18 protein-coding genes, 4 pseudogenes and 1 riboswitch are annotated in these 23,942 nt (G+C 33.9%); of the genes and pseudogenes, 17 read left to right on the top strand and 5 right to left on the bottom strand.

The genetic code is table 11. From position 1 onward, the window contains the following. Positions 1-79 precede the first annotated feature (79 nt). Both M1D73_RS28870 and M1D73_RS28865 read left to right on the top strand, forming a co-directional pair. Positions 80-2,059, top strand: a complete 1,980-nt coding sequence (locus M1D73_RS28870; RefSeq protein WP_086400833.1) for a DUF3472 domain-containing protein — start codon at positions 80-82, stop codon at positions 2,057-2,059. Positions 2,060-2,778: 719 nt separating this feature from the next. Further along, positions 2,779-3,018, top strand: a complete 240-nt coding sequence (locus tag M1D73_RS28865; RefSeq protein ID WP_098213283.1) for a hypothetical protein — start codon at positions 2,779-2,781, stop codon at positions 3,016-3,018. A gap of 117 nt (positions 3,019-3,135) precedes the next feature. On the opposite strand, the gene M1D73_RS28860 is transcribed toward M1D73_RS28865, so the two are convergent. Continuing rightward, positions 3,136-3,381 (bottom strand): helix-turn-helix domain-containing protein, encoded by a 246-nt coding sequence (locus M1D73_RS28860; RefSeq protein WP_043308935.1) that lies wholly within the window; start codon positions 3,379-3,381, stop codon positions 3,136-3,138. 204 nt (positions 3,382-3,585) lie between these two features. Between M1D73_RS28860 and M1D73_RS28855 the strand changes: the two genes are divergently transcribed. The 6 genes from M1D73_RS28855 (at position 3,586) to tdcB (ending at position 8,287) form a co-directional block, all read left to right on the top strand. Beyond that, on the top strand, positions 3,586-3,780 hold the full coding sequence (locus M1D73_RS28855; RefSeq protein ID WP_016513385.1) for a hypothetical protein: 195 nt from the start codon (positions 3,586-3,588) through the stop codon (positions 3,778-3,780). Between the two features lie 12 nt (positions 3,781-3,792). Beyond that, positions 3,793-4,959, top strand: coding sequence for an FtsK/SpoIIIE domain-containing protein (locus M1D73_RS28850; RefSeq protein WP_098213284.1), 1,167 nt, complete (start codon positions 3,793-3,795; stop codon positions 4,957-4,959). Then, positions 4,949-5,560 carry a replication-relaxation family protein gene (locus M1D73_RS28845; RefSeq protein ID WP_098213285.1) on the top strand — a complete coding sequence of 204 codons (612 nt, stop codon included), beginning with the start codon at positions 4,949-4,951 and terminating at the stop codon, positions 5,558-5,560. The genes M1D73_RS28850 and M1D73_RS28845 overlap by 11 nt, the downstream gene beginning before the upstream one ends. An 83-nt stretch (positions 5,561-5,643) precedes the next feature. Next, complete coding sequence (locus M1D73_RS28840) at positions 5,644-5,769, top strand: hypothetical protein (RefSeq protein WP_098213286.1); 126 nt, start codon at positions 5,644-5,646, stop codon at positions 5,767-5,769. 407 nt (positions 5,770-6,176) lie between these two features. Beyond that, the gene (gene ald, locus M1D73_RS28835; protein WP_121868719.1) at positions 6,177-7,289 is read left to right on the top strand and encodes an alanine dehydrogenase; all 1,113 of its coding nucleotides are present in this window, start codon (positions 6,177-6,179) and stop codon (positions 7,287-7,289) included. Then, positions 7,286-8,287 (top strand): bifunctional threonine ammonia-lyase/L-serine ammonia-lyase TdcB, encoded by a 1,002-nt coding sequence (gene tdcB / locus M1D73_RS28830; protein ID WP_100655272.1) that lies wholly within the window; start codon positions 7,286-7,288, stop codon positions 8,285-8,287. The genes ald and tdcB overlap by 4 nt, the downstream gene beginning before the upstream one ends. A 265-nt stretch (positions 8,288-8,552) precedes the next feature. On the opposite strand, the pseudogene M1D73_RS28825 reads toward tdcB, so the two are convergent. The 3 genes and pseudogenes from M1D73_RS28825 to M1D73_RS28815 all read right to left on the bottom strand — a co-directional run. Next, a pseudogene (locus M1D73_RS28825) lies at positions 8,553-8,941 on the bottom strand (IS4 family transposase); the annotation flags it as partial. Between the two features lie 146 nt (positions 8,942-9,087). After that, complete coding sequence (locus M1D73_RS28820; RefSeq protein WP_121868756.1) at positions 9,088-9,525, bottom strand: hypothetical protein; 438 nt, start codon at positions 9,523-9,525, stop codon at positions 9,088-9,090. Between the two features lie 642 nt (positions 9,526-10,167). Next, complete coding sequence (locus M1D73_RS28815; protein WP_098212702.1) at positions 10,168-11,151, bottom strand: glycerophosphodiester phosphodiesterase family protein; 984 nt, start codon at positions 11,149-11,151, stop codon at positions 10,168-10,170. 333 nt (positions 11,152-11,484) lie between these two features. On the opposite strand from M1D73_RS28815, the gene M1D73_RS28810 reads away from it, so the two are divergent. The 8 genes and pseudogenes from M1D73_RS28810 to M1D73_RS28775 form a co-directional block, all read left to right on the top strand. Beyond that, entirely contained in the window at positions 11,485-11,934 is a 450-nt protein-coding gene (locus tag M1D73_RS28810) for an arginine repressor (RefSeq protein ID WP_098212703.1), read from the top strand. Between the two features lie 327 nt (positions 11,935-12,261). After that, on the top strand, positions 12,262-14,208 hold the full coding sequence (locus M1D73_RS28805; RefSeq protein ID WP_481158044.1) for a BglG family transcription antiterminator: 1,947 nt from the start codon (positions 12,262-12,264) through the stop codon (positions 14,206-14,208). 150 nt (positions 14,209-14,358) lie between these two features. Beyond that, complete coding sequence (locus M1D73_RS28800) at positions 14,359-16,314, top strand: fructose-specific PTS transporter subunit EIIC (RefSeq protein WP_098212705.1); 1,956 nt, start codon at positions 14,359-14,361, stop codon at positions 16,312-16,314. A 17-nt stretch (positions 16,315-16,331) separates the two neighbouring features. Continuing rightward, positions 16,332-17,276 (top strand): mannose-6-phosphate isomerase, class I, encoded by a 945-nt coding sequence (gene manA / locus M1D73_RS28795; protein WP_098212706.1) that lies wholly within the window; start codon positions 16,332-16,334, stop codon positions 17,274-17,276. Positions 17,277-17,578: 302 nt separating this feature from the next. After that, positions 17,579-17,686, top strand: a riboswitch (SAM riboswitch). 84 nt (positions 17,687-17,770) lie between these two features. Next, complete coding sequence (gene mmuP / locus M1D73_RS28790) at positions 17,771-19,180, top strand: S-methylmethionine permease (RefSeq protein WP_098212707.1); 1,410 nt, start codon at positions 17,771-17,773, stop codon at positions 19,178-19,180. Beyond that, the gene (gene mmuM / locus M1D73_RS28785; RefSeq protein ID WP_098212708.1) at positions 19,155-20,132 is read left to right on the top strand and encodes a homocysteine S-methyltransferase; all 978 of its coding nucleotides are present in this window, start codon (positions 19,155-19,157) and stop codon (positions 20,130-20,132) included. The genes mmuP and mmuM overlap by 26 nt, the downstream gene beginning before the upstream one ends. 468 nt (positions 20,133-20,600) lie before the next feature. Beyond that, positions 20,601-20,720 (top strand): annotated as a pseudogene (locus tag M1D73_RS28780) (helix-turn-helix domain-containing protein); the annotation flags it as partial. Then, positions 20,716-20,892: pseudogene (locus M1D73_RS28775) on the top strand (MDR family MFS transporter); the annotation flags it as partial. The pseudogenes M1D73_RS28780 and M1D73_RS28775, both read left to right, overlap by 5 nt. Before the next feature lie 172 nt (positions 20,893-21,064). Here M1D73_RS28775 and M1D73_RS28770 read toward each other — a convergent pair. Continuing rightward, positions 21,065-21,533, bottom strand: a pseudogene (locus M1D73_RS28770) (RsfA family transcriptional regulator). Positions 21,534-21,866: 333 nt separating this feature from the next. On the opposite strand from M1D73_RS28770, the gene M1D73_RS28765 reads away from it, so the two are divergent. Next, positions 21,867-23,525, top strand: coding sequence for a S8 family peptidase (locus tag M1D73_RS28765; protein ID WP_098212710.1), 1,659 nt, complete (start codon positions 21,867-21,869; stop codon positions 23,523-23,525). Positions 23,526-23,942 lie beyond the last annotated feature (417 nt).

Raw genomic sequence — 23,942 nt, 5'->3', positions numbered from 1 at the left:
CATGGGAAATTTGTTCAATTGTATATAGAGAGATATTATTTTAAATAGTTATTAATAACGAAAGAGGAGAGGGAAAATTATGTTTAATCAAAGAACAAGAAATGGCGTCAAAAAAATCCTAGCAATTACAGCAGCTAGTACGGTGTTTTCGATGTTTGGATCATCAATTTCTATCATAGAGGCGGCGTCTGCTCCAGGAGTTTATGTTACACCTAAAAATAGTGTTTCTTCAGATATTATTAGTATAGACTGGTCTCCTGTTCAAACAGCACCTTATACATATTGGGCTGTACATAACTGGAACCAGGGGGGAGAAGCTGGTGGGTATGCTGGATTCCAACAACAAAGCGGTTTTGATGAAAATGGAAAGCGTACTTTACACTTTGCAGTTTGGGATCCTATTTCTTCTAAGGAAGCAATAAAAGCAGAATATGTATCCCCTACATCAGTTGCAAGTAATTTTGGTGGAGAAGGAACAGGTCTTAAAATTCAGACGACATATGATTGGAAGAATTATAATTGGTATCGCATGACAATGCGTTCTTGGCAAGAGAATGGACACACAAAATTTGGACAGTGGTTAAAAGATGTTTCAAAAAACCAATGGAAGCTTATTGGGATTATGGACTTTCCAGTTCCTAACGTTACATTTAACTATGGACAAACGCTGTTTCAAGAAGACTGGCTTGGTAATGGACAAGATGTAAGAGAGGCACGTGTAAAAAATGGATATGGAAGAAATATCTCAGATAAAAAATGGACATCTTGGAATACTCAATCAATAGAGGGGCAAGAGCCATTGAATAATAATTGGGATGGGGGAGCTACTTCAGAATATCTTTGGTTTAAGGCTGGGGGAGACTCTCGATCAACTATTGGAACAGGAAAAACATTTACGTTAAATCAACCTAGCCAACCTGAAATAGGAAAACTAGATTATGATGTAAAGTCTATGTATTATGAAAATGAAAAATTAAATATAACTTGGCAATTAAAAGATAGTAGTACCCCTCAATTTAAGGGGAAAATTGAAATTTATAATAATGAAAATATGACGGGCCAACCGATTAACGTAATTAATGATATTAAATCTTACCAAAATGGAATCAGTCAATCTATATCATTACCAACAAATACTTATGCAAAAATTATATTAACAGATATATTTGATCAAACTGTGGAAAAAAAGGTAAAAATCAAAAATGAATCTCCAAACATTTTAGAAGGGGATCGGTTTGCATGGTCGATGAAGGGTATAGGAGATTTTGAATTTGCAAAACTTGATTTAAATAAATCAACAGAAGAATTGCAAGTTAGTTTAATAGCAGGTACACCACACAATTATTTTGATAGTACGTATGCAAGTATTAAAGTACAGGATACATCAGGTAAAGTGGTATATAACAAAGAGGTTTATGGGAATAAACAGCAAAATGCTGAATCAAAAACAGTCCCAGTAAAAGTGGGAAATTTTATTGAACTTACACACCTAGAAGGTGCAGAGAGAGCAATATTAACAAATTTAGATAATAATAAACGCGAAAGCTTTGATAAAAAAGTAATATATGAAGTTACAAAGGATGGTTTGAAGAAAGTAAATCAAATTGTTATTCCTAAACCGGACACAGAAGCTCCTACACAGCCATTAGGATTATATGCAAGTGATGTTACAACAAACAGTGTAGAGTTAAAATGGAATCCTTCTACAGACAATGTGGGTGTAAAAGAATATCAAGTGTTACGCGATGGACAATTGATTCAAACTGTACAAGAAACACAGTTTACTGATCAAAACCTTACAGCTAATAAAGAATATAAATATACTGTAAAGGCTGTAGATGCGGCTGGAAATATCTCGGTTCAAAGCGATATCCTTCCAGTAACAACAAAGAGTCAAAATGTAACGTATGAAAAATGGGATCCCAAAAAGGCATATACAAAAGGAGATAAAGTAGAGTATCAAGGGAAATTTTATGAAGCGGTTCAAAGCTATCAAGGAAATGGAGATCCTACTTGGATATTTGCCCTATCTTTATGGCAACCATTTAAAATGATATAAAAGTCTTTTACTTAATTTATATATATTCGTTTGGTGGTCGCAAAAATATGTTTAGATTTTAGCAGAAGATTTCAAAATTGTAAGGGGAAAACTTAAAAACTTAAAATCTGTATATAAAGTAAATGGTAGTAAAAATACCAAATCTGAATTTTATTAAGAAAGTGTACTAAAAAAATTGATTATATAAAGAGGGAAATAACTTTATCACTGAGAGAAAAAGCCCTGCACACAGGGCATCTAAAAAGATACCTTAGCAATAACGACAATTAGGGAGAAGTATTAACTAAGGTATCTGGGTGGATGGTTGCATAGTAAATATGCAATTTTGAGCATTGTTGAATGTATTGGGATATTCAACAAGTTCAGAGTAACACAAAGTTTCTGTTAATTCAGCCGGTAAATTTGTCCAAAAAATACGAAGCTATAAATTCATTTTTTACCTCTATTGTGGATTTATAGACTCTAACAAACATGTGATTTGAATTTAAAGTAATACTTTTATAGACTTTTACTTGTCTATTATGAAAAACATACGATTTAGGAAAGTTCCTGAGCATATCGTTAAGATTAGGTCACAGGATATATATAACCCTTAAATCATGAGACTCGAAAATATCTATGCATATCTTGTCATAACACCAAAACTTTTGGTAACTCTTTATTAATTAGAGGAGATGTCACGTTTGATGAGAATGATAAGCTGATTAGGAGGCATAGAGATGGAACTAACTAAATTGGAAAAGGTAATTGTTATTAGTACTTTTGTTCAAGGATTAGGTGGGGAATTCCTTGAAAATAGCAAGGACAATCATTCTTTAAAACAGCTACTTAGAGAGATAGAAAAGGTGTTTAATGATTCAACATCAAATCAAATGCGAGAAGCAGCTGAAAGTGTACTAGAAAAATTTATTTATGATTTAATAAAAGAAAACAATCTGCCACTACCAAAAATAAATTAAGATTTATTGGAGAAAGAGAGGGCAATAAGGAAATACCTATAAGGAATCGCTACCGTATCCCTATAAAAATCAATATCAAGCCTGCATAAAGAATAATATATAAAGAGATTATTCTCTTTATATATGCCAAAAGTCAGTTACTTGTTTTCGAGAATCATGTTTTCTAACTATCTTCATTATTTTCTGCATTGTATTTGGTGATGGCACATAATCCTTGTCATTACACAGTTGACCTAATGTATTTCTGTTTACCTTACTAGCTTTAGAAAAATCCTGAATTGAGTAATTGTAGCTAGCTAAAAATTTAGCTAGCTTTGTTCTATGTCTCCCAATACCTCTACCCCACACGTTAATCTCCTCCATAATCTTTTTTAATCATCCTTGTCCGAAATGCAAAAAACTATACGCAATTGCACAGAAAAATTTGCATATTGTACAAGCTATTCACAATAAAATGTATCAAGGTTGCTACCAAAGTAGCTATCAAGATACCTCTACCAAACTTCTAAGTTTGTAAGTCCATGTATCATCGACATTCAAAATTCTGTTTATAAAGGGGAAATTTATATGTTAACTACATTTATCTCTTTAGGAGCTTTAGGAGTAACGACAATTGGAGGGGCGCTGTTAGAAAAGCATCTTGTAAAAAACGATTATGTTGCAGCAGCGAAACTTGTAAGCGATGGAATATATCATGGAATAAGGATAGGTGGAGTTTGTTTCATTGGTTATGTATTCATTCAAATTGTGGTGATGTTTTAAGGAGGAAATTACATGGGGATTTTAAAGGATTGGCTTCATAAACAAACTTTGAAGAATCGACTTATAGAGGTGTTTGTAAAGGCAGGTTTATATGTAGATCATCAAACACGAGGTGGGAAAGTACCCATTTACCCGAAGATACATGATATTTCTTCCTCAAAAGAAAAGGTTCGATACATATTTACCATTCCAAACGGATTAGATCCGAAAACCATTGAAAAGAAGTGGTTTTGCTTTCAACAAATATTAGGGCGTAATGTAGCAATTGAAGGTGATATTAAAAGATTTGTACTTAATGTGTTTCATTCGGATGCTGGGCTACAAGCATACAATTACAGTTATAAGAAGTTGCAGCCATTACTTAAACAACATCATCTTCCTGTAATTGTAGGCCGTGACCAATTTGGAAATATGATTACGTATGACATGATTGCTTCAAACACGCCGCATCTTCTAATTGCAGGAGAGACAGGGAGCGGAAAAAGTAGCATGGTACGCGTTGTACTGTCTACACTCATTCAATATATGTCTCCTGATAAATTACATTTGTACCTGGGTGATTTGAAGAATTCTGAATTTCATTTCTTGCGAAGGGTGAAACACGTAAAAGAGGTTTGCATGGAAGAAATCGAAATGAAGATTATGCTGCAGAAAGTGTGGAAGGAAATACGCGAACGTAGAAAATTGATGGAAGAGTATGAAGTAGATCATATTGACGAATACAACAAATTAAATCCTGATAATCAGAAACCATATATTTTACTTGCTATCGACGAAGTGGTCATGTTGCAAGATGAAAAAGAATGTATGTCTATAGTTGAAAAAATATCGGCAGTCGGAAGGGCACTTGGAGTTTTTTTAATGCTAAGTATGCAACGACCTGATGCAAAAGTGTTGGATGGTAAGTTAAAGCTCAATATGACGGTTAGAATGGGCTTTAAATGTGATAGTACAATTAACAGTAATATTATGGGTACTCCTGGTTCAGAACGCTTGGAGCAATCTGGCCAAATGATATTAAAGTTAAATGGATTAAAGAAAGTACAATCTCCTTATTTAGCATTAAGTAAAGCCAAGAAGATAGTTGAACCTTATCGCGTTCCGAAAGAGAATATAAAGTTGCAAAACCTACCACAAGAAGAAAATCAATTATTCGGGGTGTTAGATTATGAGGAATAGAGACAAAGCCATACTAAACAATTTGAAGCGTTTTAGATGTATGTCTCGTGATGACATTATTGATTTGCATTTTCAAGGATTAAAGAACGCGGTTACATGCTGTAATACGGTGATGAAGCGATTAAGAAGAGATGGTCATGTGGATGCCAATATCTCGCAACAGCCATACATTTACTTCCCTCAATCCAGCACACTTCGCAAAACTAGCCAAAAGATTCCCCACTTTCTAGGCATATTAGATGTGTATAAACAGCTTATCTATTATGAAAAACCTAAACTGTTTAAAGTGGAGCCAAAGTACGGTAAAGAATTCATGGAACCTGATGCATTTACAATTTGGCGTAGATCTCCATTTTTCATTGAAGTCCAGAGGTCAGTTTACAGCAAAAAAGTTATGCAAGATAAAATAAATAGGTATGAATTATACTTCCACAGTCAGGAATGGCATAACGAATCTTGGCAGCCAAAAGAATCTAAATTCTTTCCATCAATACTTATAATTACTGAAAAATATTATAATATCAGCTCGTTTAGCCTACGTATTTTTCAAGCTTCTTCAATTAGTAATTTCTTGAATAGCCTTGCTGTAAAAGCACATTAACAGTCCCTAATTAGTTTTTTTCTCTAAAGAGGTTTCTTAATTTACATCTACGTTTATGGGGTCATCATTGACTGAATTAGTTCATGTATTATTTTGCCAACGTGAACTCTAATACAGTTTCTGTTATTAATACAAGTAGCAATGCTGTTATCGCAACAATTTCAGTATATATATTCCTTAGTGGTATTTCTATAACACTAAATGGTTAAAAGGTTTTTGTAGTAATAGAAGTATTTTTAGGAATCTATTTATTACCGATTCGAATCTCATCAATACCATATCATAATTGATATCAATCTCTATCTTTTATTTTGTAGAATCGCTTGATTAGGCGTTTTTAAGTAGTGTTTGTGAACCTTCAAGGGACATAGTTACTTTCAGTGCATCGTCTCTTTAGTCGCCGAATCAATTCCAGATACTTTTGGAAGGAGAAATATGCCCTAGGATTTCAAAATGTTTACATATCCTTATAACAATAATTGATATTGAATGTTTTCTACCTTAAAAGCTAGTTAGGCGATAAAAATAACATGAATGGACATAATAAGTTTGGTAAATTCATGTATTACTTTTTTAATCCTAGGTATTATATTGCTTATAAAAGGATGTGTTAGAAGTGAGAATTGGAGTTGTTAAAGAGATAAAAAAGGGAGAAGCACGTGTAGGAATGACCCCTGAAAATGTTCGGAAGTTAGTTGAAGAAGGGCATCAAATCTTAGTAGAAAAAGATGCAGGTATTGGATCAGGATATACAAATGATGAATATACAAGCGCAGGTGCAAATTTAGTAGCACAAGGAGAAGCTTGGGAAGTCGATATGGTAGTTAAAGTAAAAGAACCATTACCTGAAGAATATCGTTACTTTAAAAAAGATCTTATAATTTGGGGTTTTTTACATTTGGCTGCGTCGAAAGAATGCGTAGAAGCAATGAGAAATGCTGGTACTACTGCAATTGCAGGAGAAACAATTAGCGAAGATGGTGTTTTGACATTATTAAAGCCAATGAGTGCAATTGCTGGGCGTCGTGCTGTATTTATGGGAGCATATTATTTAGAAAAACAACATCAAGGAGAAGGGATTTTATTATCAGGTATTGAGGGAATCCCTGCCGGAAATGTAGTTATTTTAGGTGGAGGAAATGCTGCAACTAATGCCTGTGATATGGCAATTGGAATTGGATGTAGTGTTACAATCCTAGAGGTTAATCAAGAAAGAATTGCATATTTAAGAAAGCAATACGCAACAGAAGAAGTAAATATAATTGAATCTAATACTGAAAATCTAGAGCGAACGATTAAAGAAGCAGATTTATTTATTTCAACAATTTTAATACCAGGATCTCGCCCTCCTAAAATTGTTAAAGAGTATATGGTTCAATCTATGAAGCCAGGAAGTGTCATTGTGGATATCGCAATAGATCAAGGTGGTACGGTAGAGACAGTCGATCATTATACAACTCATGATAACCCTATATTTATTAAACATGATGTAATCCATTATGCAGTGCCAAATATGCCTGGTGCTACTCCACGTACTTCTACTATGGCGTTGGCAAATGGAAATATTGAGTATTTACTAGAAATAGCTAAAAATGGATTAGAGAATGCAATCCAAAATAAACCGGCTTTAGGGACGGGGATTAATATTTACAAGGGCACGATAACTTATGAGAATTTAGGTGCAACACTAGAGTTAGATTATAAGCCATTGAAAGAAGTGTTAATATGAGTAATGAAATTTTACCACTCAACATTGGGAATATAAAAAAAGCACAAAAAATTTTAGATGGAAATGCTAGAAAAACGCCTTTGGTTAAATCTTTCTATTTAACCAGTAAAACCGGTGGAGAAATTTATTTGAAGTTGGAAAATATGCAGTTAACAGGTTCATTCAAGTTTCGTGGTGCATTTAATAAAATTTCCCAACTAACAAATGAAGAAAAAGAACGTGGTGTAATCGCTTGTTCAGCTGGAAATCATGCACAAGGTGTTGCATTATCTTCTCATTTACTTAAAATTAAAAGCAAAATTGTGATGCCAACCTCTGCACCGCAAGCTAAGGTGGATGCGACGAGAGGATATGGTTCGGAAGTTATTTTATACGGTGATACGTTTGATGATGCAAAAGCGAAATGTGAAGAGATTATCAAAGAAACAGGCGAAACATACCTACATCCATATGATGATGTAGAAGTAATGGCTGGTCAAGGGACAATTGGGTTAGATATTCTGGATGATATGTGGGATGTTGATACTGTTATCGTACCTATTGGTGGAGGAGGAATTATTTCAGGAATTGCTGTAGCACTGAAATCATTTAATCCCTCCATTAATATTATTGGAGTTCAAGCTGAAAACGTACACGGTATGAAAGCTTCTTACGATGCTGGAGAAATTGTATCACATTATAAAGCTCCAACAATAGCGGACGGTTGTGCAGTTAAAATACCTGGAAATTTAACCTTTGATATTGTAAAAAACTTAGTAGATGAAATTGTAACTGTATCAGAAGAAGAATTAGAAGTAGCGATGAAAGACTTACTGCAACGCGGAAAGGCTGTCGTAGAAGGTGCGGGAGCATTAGCTACAGCCGCTCTTCTTGCAGGTAAAGTTGATAAATATGTACAGGGTAAAAAAGTAGTAGCGGTTATTTCAGGTGGTAATGTGGATTTAAAACGTATTTCAAGTGTATGTGAGCATTTCTTTGTTGCCAATGAAGTAAAATAATGATTGAGGAATGTATACAATAAGTTGATATTGCTAAAAAAGAGCTAGGATGAAACATCTTAGTTCTTTTTTGTAATATTAGGATACTATTGAGGCAGAATTGTTTAAAAACAAACTCTTATACAGAGGGTACCGCTACATCGCTATCAAGCTAAGCTCATACAACGTCAATCATAGTAGAGGTTGCTTCTTTTTTAAAGGCTACGTGTAGGGAATTGAAAGATTTGCATACGAAATAAACCCTAACGGGTTTCATTTTTGGGAATTAAGCCGCTTGATTATCAGACATGGTACGATTGTAAACGACACCTAATATATCAAAGACTGTTTTTTTCCTCATATCGATGAGATTTTCACCCATTTTGTTGTAGGGGGTTGAAAAGGCGAATGAAAATCTTGGATAGTTCTTGGGTGTCTTTCTGTAGGGCTTGATTAATAAGAAAAAATAATCTTTAATCATATATACGGCCCCTTATATTCACTCAGTTCTCGTTTCTTTTTTATAAGAAGTAATTGACGCATTTGAAACATAGTGGAAGAACAGAGTAGTATAGCGATCAGTTGCCCATACAAATGGCATTACAATCTTTCTCGTTTTATCTTTTTACAATGATGAATATGAAAGAATGATTTCCATGTTTTAAATAAAATCTCGAAACAGACATAAAAAACGCCATCCTTTCCCATAATTCTACAGAAAGAATAGCGTATTTTTACACTTTAAAGAAAAATAATCAAAAGAAAAGTAGGTATTTAAAAAGGATTTTGAATACTTGATAAGATAAAAAATCTAAAAATTGTTATTCTTTTTGAATATTACTTACCTCTTTTTCTAATCCTTTTACTAATTCTTTCTCTGTTCCCTTTTCTAATCCTTTTACCAATTCTTTCTCCGTTCCTTTTTCTATTCCTTTCTCCGCTTCTTCATTCTTCTTACTATGCCCCTCTAACATCCCCACTAATATTTCTGTAATTATTGACATAGGTACCCCTTTATCCAATAACATTTTAAGAAATTCAAATATACTGAGACCCTGTGAGTTAATTGCATTATATTTGTTATTGATATGTTGCTCTATATTTTTTTTGGAAAGTTGATTATCCCTAGTCTCACTTTCAGAAATATATTTTTGATTATTGTTTACTATACGTGAAGTTGTAGTACTTAGAGATTTATTATTTAAAACTTTAGTATTTAAAGGATAAAACCTGTTATTTATGTTTGAACTGATTTTCATCTCTCATTGTCCTCTTTCTTTTTTGATAAATTTAATATGAAAGTTCATTTCATATTGTTATATCACATATCCATTTATTACAAGTATAATATAAATTTCTTTTAAACTGAATAGAGTATTATACAAATATACAAATCCTATTTTGCAATGCTTAAAAGTCACTATAACTAGATAAAATTCTATTCTTCCATGTAGGAAACCTATAGGACTGAAATACATTTGAATATTAAATATAAAGTTAGACATAAAAAATACAATCTATTCTTATGTTTTTATAGAAAGAATAGATTGTGTTTTTTCATTTAGGGGTTATATGAAAGCCTTAGCTTAATAGAAATGTGGCGGTACCCCTATAATTAAATTTAAGAGGGTATTGCAAGGTTAATAATTTATCTACAATGAGTTACTAATGTGGATTTAGCTCATTTTTTACATATAGCAGGTGATTCTTTTATTGTTGTCGTACTTCGGTTTGAATTACAGTGAGTTGTATTCATCCAAAAAACACCCCTGATTTCCTATAAATAATGGAGGTTATCAGCGGTGTTTATCGGTGTATAAAACTTCATCATTATTAATAAGTCTTCTTTTAAAATATAAATGGTTAAACATATGAAAAAACTTCGATTGTTATATCATCTTTTATTTTTGAAATACAGGCGCTATTTTATCAATGCGGTTTGTCCAAATTCCACCTGTATAATCGTCAGGAAGACGTTTTATATCTTCAAGCGAATCAAATCCACTTGAAAATCCAAATCCATTTCCTCCTACAACGATAACTCGAGTATCAGCTTTATCCATTCGATTAAGAAAACGATTTGGCCATCCCCAAAGCCAAGGAGCTACTTTGTCTGGTATATGTAACTCCCCATGCTTCAGGCTTGAAGGCATGTAACCAGTCCATCCTAACGCCATATAAGTAAGAAGATCCTTTTTCATGGTTGCTTTAGACATTGATCGTAAACTAGGGATGCGCTCTTTTATCGCAGCAATTGGTTTATCGCCACCATATACAGTTAGTTGCTCAAGGCGTTTTTCTGGTAGTTTCTTAAGGTAAGCAGCCAATTGGATTCCTTCATTTTCATCATCACTTTTAATATGAATAAGAAAAGAGCGATTTGGAAAATGGTTAAGTACTTCATCAAGTGTTGGCATAAGATTAATTCCTTGGCCACGAAATGGGAATGTTTTACCACCATCAGCTGTATAACCGTAACCAATATCAAGTGCTTGTAATTCTTTTGTTGTAAAATCTCTTGTAACACCTTTACCATTAGTACGGCAATCAAGAGTCCAGTCATGAAAAATAACAAAATTATTATCTTTAGTTGGTTGAACATCAAACTCTACTAAATCAGCCCCAGCTTTAAATGCCGCTTCCATAGATGGAATTGTATTTTCTAAATAAGGATATTCAGGTTTATTTATACGTTCAGCTGTACATGTATCACCCTCAATCCCCTCCATGCTAAATGTTTGTGAAAGCCCTCGGTGAGCAAGAAGAAGAGGAGTCCCATCGGTCCTCTCAGCAAAAAAAGAACTGTTATTTACATAAACAAAAACGAATAGGATAAGAATTATCCAAGTCGTTTTACGTTTTAGTAACCTTTTTATTTTATTCATTGTATGCTCCTCTTAATTATTAGTTGAAATGCTGTAGACAATGTTCGTCATTTAAATACTGGTAGATGTTACAACCTATTTTATTTTATTGCAATGGATAGAATTGGTAATTGAAGGTTAGTACTTATATATCAATATAACTTTTCAGCGAATAAAGATAATTCTTTTTTATCTAGATTCTACATCCTTAAGTTAATGGATCTGTGGTGGGCTCCTATAGGGGCGTAAAGTACTCAAAACTATGAACGTTTCCGCAACATTCCCCTTTTCCTCTTTCGAATAAAATTTATAGGAAGATATAATAAAAGTATAACGATATAAGGGGCGTCTTTTATGAGAAAAGAGAAAAGACAAAGGCTAATTAAACAAGCGGTGAGAGAGCATGAAATAGATACACAAGAAAAGTTAGTAGAGCTGTTAGCAAAAAAAGGGGAAATTGTAACACAAGCTACTATTTCGCGAGATATTCGCGAATTAAATATAATAAAGACTGTTTCTTCAAACGGTTTAACTACATATAAAAACTTCAAAGGAGATAATATACAAACTGATATGATGTTAAAGAAAAAATTGGGAGAAGTTGTCGTAAAGGTTGATTATATAAATCAATTAACCATTATTAAAACTTTACCGGGTAATGCACATGTTATAGGGGTGTTATTAGACTCTGTAGACTGGAAAGAAAAAGTAGGGTGTATTTGTGGGAATGATACATGTCTTGTAATTTCAAAATCACAATCAGATAGGGAGATTCTAGAAGAGAGATTAAAATTAATTATGTAGATAAAAAAACTACTAATACAGGATTTTATTTCGTTACAGAAATAAAGCAGCTTTTCCGGAGCCTTGGTAATAAATTAAACTTTTAATTGGGATACTTTACGGTATATTGAAATTAATTGTCTTCTTAGTTGCTGAAGATACTTAATATAGAAATGATGTTGGAGTATCGAGAAAAATAATTAATTCTAAATAAGAATTTTTAACGTAAGGTAGCTAAAATTTGAAAGTAAATACAATTAATCGAAATTGCTAGTTATAAGAGAGGGTAAAAGTATCTTGTAAAGTAATGCATATGACATAGAAAGATATAAGAGATAGGTGAAATTTATGAATACAAGACAAAAAGAAATTTTATTTCTACTATTATCTGAATCTAACAATTATTCATTAGTACAAGACCTTGCGGATAAGGTGAATTGCTCTGAAAAAACAATTCGTAATGACTTTAAAATAATTGAGGAGCACCTTGAAAATTATTCAAGTGCGATTCTTGTTAGGAAACCGGGATTAGGTGTGTACTTAGAGATTGAGGAATATGAAAAGGTGGACTTGTTTAATAAACTTTATTGTATTCATAATCGCACAAAGTATGAATCAGATGAAGAAAGAATTCTACAAATTGCATACAACTTATTAATGAATGTAAAGGCAGTTACTGCACAGGAAATGGCATCCCAATATTTTGTAAGTCGAACGACTATAAAAAAAGATCTAGATAGAATTGAAAAATGGTTACATCATTTTGATTTAACCATTGTTTCAAAACAGCGAGTTGGGCTTATTATTGATGGGAATGAAAAGAAAAAAAGAAGAGCATTGGCTAGATTATCAGATTTGATTCGTAATTCTGATCTTACGAATCAATTTATTAAAGAACAATTTCAATATCATGAGGTTGAATTTGTTACGAACGAATTGAAAGCGTTACAAAAACGAAATGCATTGTTTTTTACAGATGATACATTTGAAAGTTTATTAGTGCATACATTGCTCATGGTACGGAGAATGAAACTTAAACAACCTATTTTAAATGCTGAAAAGGAAATTAAAATACTGAAAGAAACAAAAGAATATATATGGACATTGGAATTTTTAAAACAGTTGGAATGTGTTTTTTCAGTCCGTTTTTCAGAAGAAGAAGTTACGTATTTAACAGCTCATATTTTAGGTGGGAAAATCCGTTATCAAGATAAACCAATGCAGGATAGCACACTTACTGAAAGTAATCCAATTCTTTCTATAGTTATACAGCAATTAGTTAAACGTATGTCGCAGTTGTATGAAATTGATTTCAGTAAAGACAAAATTTTAATTGAAGGGTTAACGATTCATCTATATACGGCATTGAATCGCTTAAGCTATGATCTTTCTGTCTCTAATCCGATGTTACACGATATAAAAAGAATGTATCCCTATGTGTTTAATGTATTGATACAAGTATTAGAAGAGATAAATGAATCTCTAAATATATATATTCCAGAAGAAGAAGCGGCTTATCTTACTCTACACTTTGAAGCATCTGTTGAACGGTTAAATCACCAGGAAAAATCTAAAAATGTAATTATTGTTTGCCATATGGGCATTGGCATGTCGCAGTTGTTACGTACAAAAATCGAGCGTAAATTTCGTCATATCCATGTGATGGACTGTATTTCAAAAGCTGATTTACAAAGTTATATAATGAAACATCGTGATGTGGATCTCGTTATTTCAACTACTACTCTTTCAAGATTAAATATTCCTCATATAGTAGTATCCCCATTATTAGAGGGGCCAGAAGAAAAGAAGCTAGGGGACTTTATACAAAATTATGATGAGCCAAGTTATAAAGAACCAAAAGACTTTGTTATGTTCAATTATACATCTCCATTTTTAGTGTTTTTACAACAGGATATACAGCACCCATATGAGCTAATTGAAAAGTTAGCTTATGCTTTGCATAGTAAGGGGTATGTAGATAAAGAGTATGCAGAAAATGCAATCATAAGAGAAAAAATGTCAGCAACAACGATTGGGGCAGGAATCGCAATTCCACATGGCAATCCAAAATTTATTCAAGAGTCAGTAATTGCAATCGCTACATTAAAGGAACCAATTGATTGGGGAGCAGAGAAGGTATCACTTGTATTTATGCTAGCAGTTAAAAGTGATGGACAAGAGGTAACGAAACAATTGTTTCAGGAACTATCCTTTATAAGTGAGCAACCATCCTTTATTCAAAAGCTTACGAAAGAAACAAATGTAATGAAATTTTTGTCCTTTTTACATAATTAACCGAAAAGTGGAGGGTCAAATAACCTGTTGTATGCTTTGGTAAAAATTATATTTTTCCGGAAGTTACGGTAAAAAATGAAATTTTTGACGTCGTAATATTGATTTATAGTAAGTGTAGGCGCTTAGTAAGAAGTGTAAGGAGGATTAAGAATGAAATTGTTAGCGGTTACATCGTGTCCGAATGGGATTGCTCATACTTATATGGCAGCTGAAAATTTGCAAAAAACAGCGGATAAATTAGGAGTCCAAATGAAAATTGAAACTCAAGGTGGAATAGGGATAGAAAATGAGTTGACTGAACAAGATATTCGCGAAGCAGACGGCATTATTATAGCTGCAGATAGAGTCGTAAATAAAGATAGATTTATAGGAAAAAAATTGTTGGTTGTCGGAGTGCAAGATGGTATTCGTAAACCAGGAGAATTAATTCAGAAAGTAATCAGCGGGAATGTACCTATTTATCATTCACAGTCAAAAATAGTAGAAAGTAACCATCAGGAAAGAAAGCAAAATCCGATATATCGTCATTTAATGAATGGTGTATCTTTTATGGTTCCATTTATCGTAGTCGGGGGATTATTAATTGCTATTGCGTTAACACTTGGGGGAGAAAAAACACCTGGGGGTTTAGTGATTCCGGAGGGTTCTTTCTGGAAAACTATTGAACAAATTGGTGGTGCATCATTTACGTTCATGGTTCCAATACTAGCTGGATATATTGCATATAGTATAGCGGATAAACCTGGACTTGTTCCTGGTATGATTGGTGGATATATTGCAGCAACAGGAAGCTTTTACGGAAGTGAAAGTGGTGCTGGTTTTCTTGGTGGTATTATCGCTGGTTTCTTAGCTGGTTACATAGCGTTAGGAATCAAAAAATTAAAAGTTCCAAAAGCGATTCAACCAATTATGCCGATTATTATTATTCCGGTATTTACTTCTCTTATTGTAGGTTTAGCATTTGTATTTATTATTGGTGCCCCTGTCGCACAAGTTTTCGTATCATTAACAGCTTGGTTAGCAGGTATGCAAGGGTCAAGTTCAATTCTCTTAGCATTAATTTTAGGGGCAATGATTTCATTTGATATGGGTGGTCCGGTCAATAAAGTAGCATTCTTATTTGGTTCAGCAATGATTGGAGAAGGAAACTATGAAATTATGGGTCCAATTGCTGCAGCAATTTGTATTCCACCAATCGGGATGGGACTTGCTACCTTCATAGGTAAGGGGAAATTCCAAGATTCAGAGAGAGAAATGGGTAAAGCATCATTTACAATGGGGTTATTTGGTATTACGGAAGGTGCAATTCCCTTTGCAGCACAAGATCCACTTCGGGTTATTCCAAGTATAATGGCAGGTTCGATGACGGGTGCTGTAATTGCGATGATCGGTCATGTAGGAGACAGAGTAGCACATGGTGGTCCAATTGTTGCAGTGTTAGGGGCAGTAGATAATGTATTTATGTTTTTTGTGGCTGTAATTGTAGGCTCTATTGTGACAGCTGTTGTAGTAAATGTATTGAAAAAAGACGTTTCAAAGTTAGAAAAACAAGAAAATGAACAAATAAAAGAAGTTTCAGCAACAATAGAAGTGCAACAACTGGAACAAGAAACTCAAGCAAGAGGCGAACAAGTAGATAAGGTAGAGATAAAAAAATTAACAGATATTACAAGTTTAGAATTGATTGAAACGGACTTAAAAGGGGAAACAAGAGATGACATCATTGATGAAATGATTCAAAAATTAAAGCATGTAGGTGCATTACATTCAGTGACAGAATTTAAACAGGCTATTATGAACCGTGAGCAAGAAAGTACTACAGGTATTGGCATAAACATTGCGATTCCACATGGGAAATCAGTTGCCGTAAGGAAACCGAGTGTGGTATTTGGAATTAAACAATCGGGCATAGATTGGAAAAGCCTTGATGGAACGGAAGCGAAGTTAATATTTATGATTGCGGTACCAAAAGGAAATGAAGGGAATGAACATTTAAAAATCCTTCAAATGCTTTCTCGAAAACTTATGGATGACAGTTTTAGAGAGCGGTTATTATCTGTTCAAACAAAAGCAGAAGCATACAAACTACTAGATGAAATAGCATAGAATGGGGGATTTAAATCATGACTGAACCATTATTTTTTGCACCTGTTTTTAAAGAAAGAATTTGGGGTGGAACACATTTAACTTCTTTTGGATATGAGATTCCATCAAATCAAACTGGAGAGTGTTGGGCTTTTGCTGCACATCAACATGGACAAAGTATTGTTAAGAACGGAAAGTATAAAGGGCTATCTTTGGGTGAATTGTGGGATAACCATCGAGATTTATTTGGAAATATGGAGGGGGAGCGTTTCCCTCTTCTTACAAAAATTTTGGATGCCAATCAAGATCTATCTGTTCAAGTTCATCCTAATAATGAATATGCTAGCGTGCATGAGAATGGAGAACTAGGAAAAACAGAATGCTGGTATGTAATCGATTCCACAAAAGACGCAGAAATTATATATGGGCATTACGCGAAAACAAAAGAAGAATTAATGTCTATGATTGAACAAAAAGAGTGGAACCAACTGCTACATCGTGTGAAGGTGAAACCTGGAGATTTCTTCTATGTGCCGAGTGGAACTGTCCATGCAATTGGTAAAGAGATTTTAGTATTAGAAACACAACAAAACTCTGATACTACCTATAGATTATATGATTATGATAGAAGAGATCCTGATGGCAATTTACGTGATCTGCATCTTGAAAGGAGCATTGATGTAATAGAAGCTCCATTTATATCGAATCAGTTAACGGTTAAACATGAAAAAGTAGATGATTTGAGTATTACTAATTTTATTAAATGCCCGTATTTTTCAGTGGAAAAATGGGAGTTAGATGGATCAGCTAGTTTGGAACAACAAAAGGCCTTCCTTCTTGTTAGTGTAATACAGGGAGAAGGTGAGTTAATTAAAGAAGGTGAGCACTATTTCTTTAAAAAAGGAGACCACTTTATAATACCTAATTACTTTGGAGGTTACGATTTGGTAGGTAACTCTATATGTATTGTTTCAAGTATATGATAAATTTTATAATTTTTATATAAAGATTATAGAAAATATTATTTAAACACAAATTAACCAGTTCCTGATTTTACGGATCTGGTTAATTTGTGTGAAGTGCATCAAGTTTTGAGGAAGTGCTTGTGAACCGTATCATAAATAAATGAGATTTTGTATGTTCGATTTTTAAATAATACCCAAGAAGGAGTGGGTTGCAGTTATAGTAATAATCTATTTTTGTATTTCTATAATAGATAATTTTTTTAAAAAACAGAATTATCTTGACAGTTATTGAATGGATTGATAAGGTTATAAAAAAATATTTCTTATCCAGAGAGGTGGAGGGACTGGCCTTATGAAACCTCAGCAACAGGTCTGCTTAAGTAGACACTGTGCTAATTCCAGCGGGTGATAATCCTGATAGATGAGAGCTTCCGTTTTTATTTGTCAGTAGCGCCCTCTTTTTTAGAGTGCGTTTTTTGTTTTTTCTGGGTAATAACTAAAGGAGAGTAGAAATGGAGAACAAAAATGGGCAAGAATTTCAAAGGAAAATGCAAGCACGTCATTTAGTCATGCTATCACTTGGTGGGGTGATTGGAACTGGCTTATTCTTAAGTTCGGGTTACACTATTCAACAAGCTGGCCCATTTGGAACAATTCTATCCTATCTGGTTGGTGCGCTAGTGGTTTATCTAGTTATGCTATGTTTAGGAGAACTTTCCGTACATATGCCTGAAACGGGCGCATTTCATAGTTATGCAGTTAAATACATTGGACCGGGTACAGGGTATACAGTAGCCTGGTTGTATTGGTTAACTTGGACTGTTGCTTTAGGTTCTGAATTTACAGCCGCAGGATTACTTATGAAGCGATGGTTTCCATCAATTAATGTTTGGGTATGGAGTGCTCTTTTTGCCATTTTGATCTTTGTATTAAATGTCCTGACTGTTAAATTTTTTGCCGAATCCGAATTTTGGTTTTCAACAATAAAGGTTATAGCTATTGCGATTTTTATTGTTTTAGGAGTAGCGGCAATGCTAGGGTTTCTTCCGATGACTCATTCAAAAGCTGCACCATTCTTTTCTAATTTTACAAGTGGAGGTTTATTTCCCCATGGTGCTACGGCTATTATGATGACCATGCTTGCGGTTAATTTTGCTTTTTCGGGAACAGAATTAATAGGTATTGCAGCTGGAGAAACAGCGAACCCGGAAAAAATGATACCGAAGGCAATTCGAACTACTCTGTGGAGATTGATCATCTTTTTTGTAGGAACGATTGTTGTTTTATCTGCGTTATTGCCTATTTCCGATGCGGGGGTATTAGAGAGCCCTTTTGTTGCAGTTCTAGAACGAATTGGGGTGCCATATTCAGCTGACATAATGAATTTCGTTATCTTAACAGCCATTTTATCTGCGGCAAACTCAGGCCTTTATGCCTCTTCTAGAATGCTTTGGTCGCTTGCTAATAAGAATATGATATCGCCGATTTTTGGAAAAATGACGAAGCAAGGTGTTCCAATCAACGCCGTCATTTTCAGCATGGTAGGTGGAGCTTTGGCTTTGCTCTCGAGTATTGTGGCACCAGATACTGTCTATATCGTACTTGTTTCCATTTCCGGTCTAGCAGTAGTTGTAGTTTGGATGAGTATTAGTGCTTCTCAGTTCCTATTTCGCAGACAATTTTTGAAAGAAGGAAATTCTGAGAAGGACTTGATTTATCGCACACCACTATATCCATTAGTACCAATTGCTTCTTTTATCCTTTGTCTGGCATCGTGTATTGGAATTGCATTCGATCCAACACAGAGAATTGCCTTATATTGCGGCATACCGTTTATTTTGTTTTGCTATGGAAGTTATTATCTAACAAAAAATCTAAAAAAGAGGGGCGTAGATTATGTCGAACAAAATCAACCCTATTGATGATATTTTATCCCAACATTCCATTATGCTTCTTGACGGAGCATTAGCTACAGAATTGGAGGCGCATGGATGTAATTTGAACGATCCTCTTTGGTCGGCACGTGTGTTACTAGAAAATCCGGAGCTAATTTATCAGGTTCATTTGGACTATTTTCGTGCTGGAGCGGACTGTGCCATAACAGCAAGCTATCAAGCTACTATTAGTGGTTTTTTCGCGCGTGGAATACAAGAACAGGAAGCTTTAGAATTAATTAAGAAAACGGTGTTACTTGCAAGAAGGGCAAGAGATGATTTTTGGAAGGAAAATACGCAAACGAATAGGCCTAAACCCTTGGTTGTTGCATCAGTTGGTCCGTACGGGGCTTACCTTGCAGATGGTTCAGAGTATGTAGGCAACTATGGTGTGACAGATAACACATTAGCAGACTTTCACCGTTCGAGAATGTCTGCGTTAATCGAAGCAGGTGCAGATCTATTGGCATTTGAAACGATCCCTTCCCTGCAAGAAGCAAGAGTATTAGATACATTATTGCGCGAGTTTCCAGAAACATATGCGTGGCTTTCCTTTTCGCTAAAAAATGAGAAAGAGATTAGTGAAGGTAAGAAACTCGTGGAGTGTGCACGAGCTTTTGAGAAAAGTGAACAAATTGTAGCGATAGGCATCAATTGTGCGCCAGTAACCATTGTGACTGGTGCAATCCAAGGGTTGAGGGCAAACACCAAAAAACCGATTATTGTTTATCCAAACTCTGGTGAAATTTATAATCCAGAAACAAAAACATGGTATGGTCATGAACAATGTAACGCGTTGAATATACAAACGGAAGAATGGTACCAAGCAGGTGCACGTTTAATAGGTGGATGCTGCAGAACGACACCTTATCATATTGAGGAGATATCGAACAAGTGGCGTTCTTCCGAGTTTTTCTATTCGAACGAAGCAAAACAGTAATGTAATGGATGATAATCTATCTTTGTGTGTATTTTCATGATTTAGCTTGTTCAGGAATCTACAGTTACGTCTAGTGGCACAAAATGTCTTTTCAGAGACAAAAATGTAGATGGTAGCCTCGGGAATCCAGTGGACTTTTGGGTACCTTAGGTAGGGAAAGGAATTAGGGAAAATAAAAACCGCTAGTTTAATAGATATGGTAGATAACATGTTGAATCTTTTAATGAAGATGTAGTCGATCCAATTGAAGGTGAAGGGGACCATTTATCATTTTAGTCAAGAAGACTCCTTCCTCAAGGGCGTGAAGGGTCACAGTCCAGTAAGTAGGTGGGAGATGAATTGGCTTCGAACAAGGAATGGCAGGAAGCCATCTTAATTGTTCGACATATAGAAAGTATTACTTCACTACCTATCGAACGTATGTTTGGTTTATGGTAGTCATATGCCGAAATGGAGGTGAATCAAATAATGATTAATAAAGCCTATAAGTTTCGTATCTATCCAAATCAAGCACAAGCAATTCTAATCAACAAAACGATTGGGTGTTCTCGCTTTGTATTCAATCATTTCCTATTCTTATGGGATCACAGGTAATGTATTTGGACCTCTTCTAGGTGGTGTATTACTGGATTAGCTTTTAGGGTATATATTATTTACAATCTTAGGTGTGGGTTGTATTATTTCTGGATTTGTTTACTTACTATTAGATAGACTTATTGAGAATAGAAGTAAAGAAATACCTATAAAACAAACATCTTAATTTTAATATTGTTAATGAGTTGAAAATTTAATTTTATGTTTTAAGGATTAAATAAAGTGCACGTTTATTAATACTAAACGTGCACTTTATTTATTAGTGTTTAAACTTAATTTATATATAGTGAGTTTTTTAGGTGACGACTTAAGTGTATAAAAGTAATTTGCTACTTTATTTAATTAATTTCAACTAGACTTCTTGTCTTATTAATATGATTAAGTAACATACGATACTCTTCTTCGTACATAGTTACACGTTGTAGAAGGGAATGATTTTCTGTCTCTAAATTTTTTATTTGACTTTGCAAGTTTGTAAAGTCATATGTTTTTTTATAATTTTGTAGAAAGAGAATAATATCATCTAATGTCATAGATAAAGAGTATGTTTCTTTTTTTTTGTTGAGAGGGAGAAATATTGTTTCCTACTTCTCAATTTTGTTTTGCTTGTTGTATTTCCTCTTGGTATTGTTTTCTCACGTATGAATTCCAGCGAAATCCACAAGCTCCAGGTGTCCGGTTTAGTAGCTTTGCTACTTCCTTGAATGCAGCTAACTATGTTCCACCGTTGCGAATATTCTGGAGTACTGTTGATGCGAGAAGTAAATCGTTATCGTTAGTCCAGGAGTCTTGCCTTGAGATTACCACGTTTTGACCTCCTTTACATGCTTTATATTACATATATGCAATTACTTAAAATGATAGAAGTTTAACTTATCCTAAAATAATTAGAAGTATGTATTATTTAAAATGCGAAATTGCATAAAAAATTAGATTGACTATTTGTTATGGGTGTAACTATAATTGTTACAGTTATGCAGCTAAATTAATAGGTTTGATGGTATGAAGTAGTTGTATTAATGATGTTTAAGCAAATATTAAAAAATGAGCGGAGTTGGAAATATAAGAAGTTTATATAAAAAGAATTAAGGCCATATAAAGCATTTTATAATCATATATAAATTAAAAGAGGTGCACATTTTGAAAATTTTTAAAAAAATTATAGTTTCTTCAATTGCGTTAACAGCATTTAATGGGGTGGGTGGACTACTTCCAAGTGATAAATCAGAAGTTGCCTATGCGACTAGTTACAATTATTCAAATAAGCAATTGAATTCTACTGTACATAAGCAAGTTACGAAACAATTAATTTTAAAATTTAAAAATGAGGCAAATTTGCCATATCAGGATGGAATAGAAAAATTCATTAAAGAAGAAAAACAAGATCCTGGATTAATTGGAATTTTAAACGAATACCCAAATGTAACTATAAATCGACTTTTTAGTTCTTTAAATCCTAAAGAAATTAAAAATTTAGGTAGAGAAATAAACGACTCCGAACATATTTCTTCCAATTTGCTAAACTATTATATTGTAGAAAACCAAGGTGATATTGATGTACAAGCCTTACTTGCAAAGTTTGAGAAATCATCTCTTATTGAAACGGCGTATTTACAGGAAGAAGAAACGCCACCTGAAGAGCGTTTACCAAATTTATCTGTTAATCCATATGATGAGCCTAGACTTACAAGACAAGGTTACCTTGAACCAGCACCATTAGGAATTAATGCACCTTATGCTTGGAGTATAAATGGTGGGGACGGAAAAGGAACTACTTTCGTAGATATGGAGTATGGTTGGTTATTAAGTCATGAAGATTTAGTGAATCAAAAGATTGAATTGATGTCCGGACAGAATAAGAGTGAACACCATGATCATGGTACCTCAGTATTGGGAATTGTTTCTGCAGAGGATAATAACATAGGTGGAATTGGGATTGCACCAAAGGCTAAGGTAAAGGTTGTATCCCAGATTAGGGATAACGGAAATTATAATACAGCTGATGCTATTTTAAGTGCGGTTAACAATATGCAAGCTGGAGATATTCTTTTACTAGAGGCACAAGCAACTTACGATGGATATGGAGATAAGAACTATTTTCCAGTGGAAGTAAAACCAGACATATTTGATGCAATTCGTATAGGAGCAAATAAGGGAATAATTATTATTGAAGCAGGTGCAAACGGCGGAAATGATTTGGATCAATTTAGAGACCATAATGGTAAACAAGTTTTAAATCGTAATAGTCCTGATTTTAAAGATTCAGGGGCAATTATGGTTGGGGCAGCTTCTGCAAGGGTTCCTCATAAACGTTCATATTTCTCTAATTATGGTAGTAGAGTGGATGTGTATGGATGGGGGAATGCAGTAGATACTACAGATGCTAAACCAAGTGATTTTATAACAAATCTATATACATCTAGTTTTGCTGGAACATCTAGTGCATCGCCTATTATTGCTGGTGCTGCAGCATCAATTCAAGGAATTGCAAAAAATAATCAGGGGAGAGTATATACACCAAGACAGCTTAGGGATATTTTAAGTGATTCTAGTACTGGAACGAAATCTAACGATCCAATCTCTGACAAAATTGGTGTTTTACCTGACTTAAAAGCTATTTTATCTAAACTAGGTTTTTCACCAAACTTAGGTAATGATTCTTCCATTGTATTTCCTGAGGAGCAAGAAATAAATAAAGGAAATAAAGAAAATAAAGAAAATGAAGGATCTACTATTACATTCCCAAAAGAGGATTCAGCTAATGGTGAAGGGAACTCTAGCTTCATTTTCCCAGAATAATTGTAGAAATATCTTTTATTTAGTATGAAAGACTTTTATAAAAATAGTTGTTAATAATACTAGTCAGATAGGCTCTTATGTGTAATAGTATAAGAGCCTATCTGCTGTACTTTCAACCATATGAGGAGGAAAGTACTTCTGGATATATTTTTAGTGTAGTGAAGTGTCTTATATCTACATTTATATATTATTCAGTGTAGCCTCATTATAAATTTAGAAATGAACTATTTTTTCAATTATATGCATAACGGCAATTGCTGGTAATAGTGCAGTCCAAAAAACTGCATAAATGTTTAATTTTTCAACTAATTGTAGTTTTCACTATTTGAGATAGGTAATCCATTGTTATAGAAATTGCTGTATAGAGTGATGGAAACGAATGTGTTTAAATAATTAGATAGAAAAGGAGGTGCTTAT

This window comes from Bacillus sp. PK3-067, from assembly GCF_056738645.1.
The sequence above is the reverse complement of the archived record's forward strand: the minus strand, read 5'-3'. Positions and strand labels throughout refer to the sequence as shown.

Excerpts from the sequence above, each read along its gene's own strand:
- M1D73_RS28810 (WP_098212703.1), top strand. The coding sequence starts at position 11,485 with ATGAGAAAAGAGAAAAGACAAAGGCTAATTAAACAAGCGGTGAGAGAG.
- M1D73_RS28855 (WP_016513385.1), top strand. The coding sequence starts at position 3,586 with ATGTTAACTACATTTATCTCTTTAGGAGCTTTAGGAGTAACGACAATT.
- M1D73_RS28860 (WP_043308935.1), bottom strand. The coding sequence starts at position 3,381 with ATGGAGGAGATTAACGTGTGGGGTAGAGGTATTGGGAGACATAGAACA.
- M1D73_RS28870 (WP_086400833.1), top strand. The coding sequence starts at position 80 with ATGTTTAATCAAAGAACAAGAAATGGCGTCAAAAAAATCCTAGCAATT.
- mmuP (WP_098212707.1), top strand. The coding sequence starts at position 17,771 with ATGGAGAACAAAAATGGGCAAGAATTTCAAAGGAAAATGCAAGCACGT.
- M1D73_RS28865 (WP_098213283.1), top strand. The coding sequence starts at position 2,779 with ATGGAACTAACTAAATTGGAAAAGGTAATTGTTATTAGTACTTTTGTT.
- M1D73_RS28805 (WP_481158044.1), top strand. The coding sequence starts at position 12,262 with ATGAATACAAGACAAAAAGAAATTTTATTTCTACTATTATCTGAATCT.
- tdcB (WP_100655272.1), top strand. The coding sequence starts at position 7,286 with ATGAGTAATGAAATTTTACCACTCAACATTGGGAATATAAAAAAAGCA.
- M1D73_RS28820 (WP_121868756.1), bottom strand. The coding sequence starts at position 9,525 with ATGAAAATCAGTTCAAACATAAATAACAGGTTTTATCCTTTAAATACT.
- M1D73_RS28800 (WP_098212705.1), top strand. The coding sequence starts at position 14,359 with ATGAAATTGTTAGCGGTTACATCGTGTCCGAATGGGATTGCTCATACT.
- M1D73_RS28840 (WP_098213286.1), top strand. The coding sequence starts at position 5,644 with ATGTATTATTTTGCCAACGTGAACTCTAATACAGTTTCTGTTATTAAT.
- M1D73_RS28815 (WP_098212702.1), bottom strand. The coding sequence starts at position 11,151 with ATGAATAAAATAAAAAGGTTACTAAAACGTAAAACGACTTGGATAATT.
- mmuM (WP_098212708.1), top strand. The coding sequence starts at position 19,155 with ATGTCGAACAAAATCAACCCTATTGATGATATTTTATCCCAACATTCC.
- manA (WP_098212706.1), top strand. The coding sequence starts at position 16,332 with ATGACTGAACCATTATTTTTTGCACCTGTTTTTAAAGAAAGAATTTGG.
- M1D73_RS28850 (WP_098213284.1), top strand. The coding sequence starts at position 3,793 with ATGGGGATTTTAAAGGATTGGCTTCATAAACAAACTTTGAAGAATCGA.
- M1D73_RS28845 (WP_098213285.1), top strand. The coding sequence starts at position 4,949 with ATGAGGAATAGAGACAAAGCCATACTAAACAATTTGAAGCGTTTTAGA.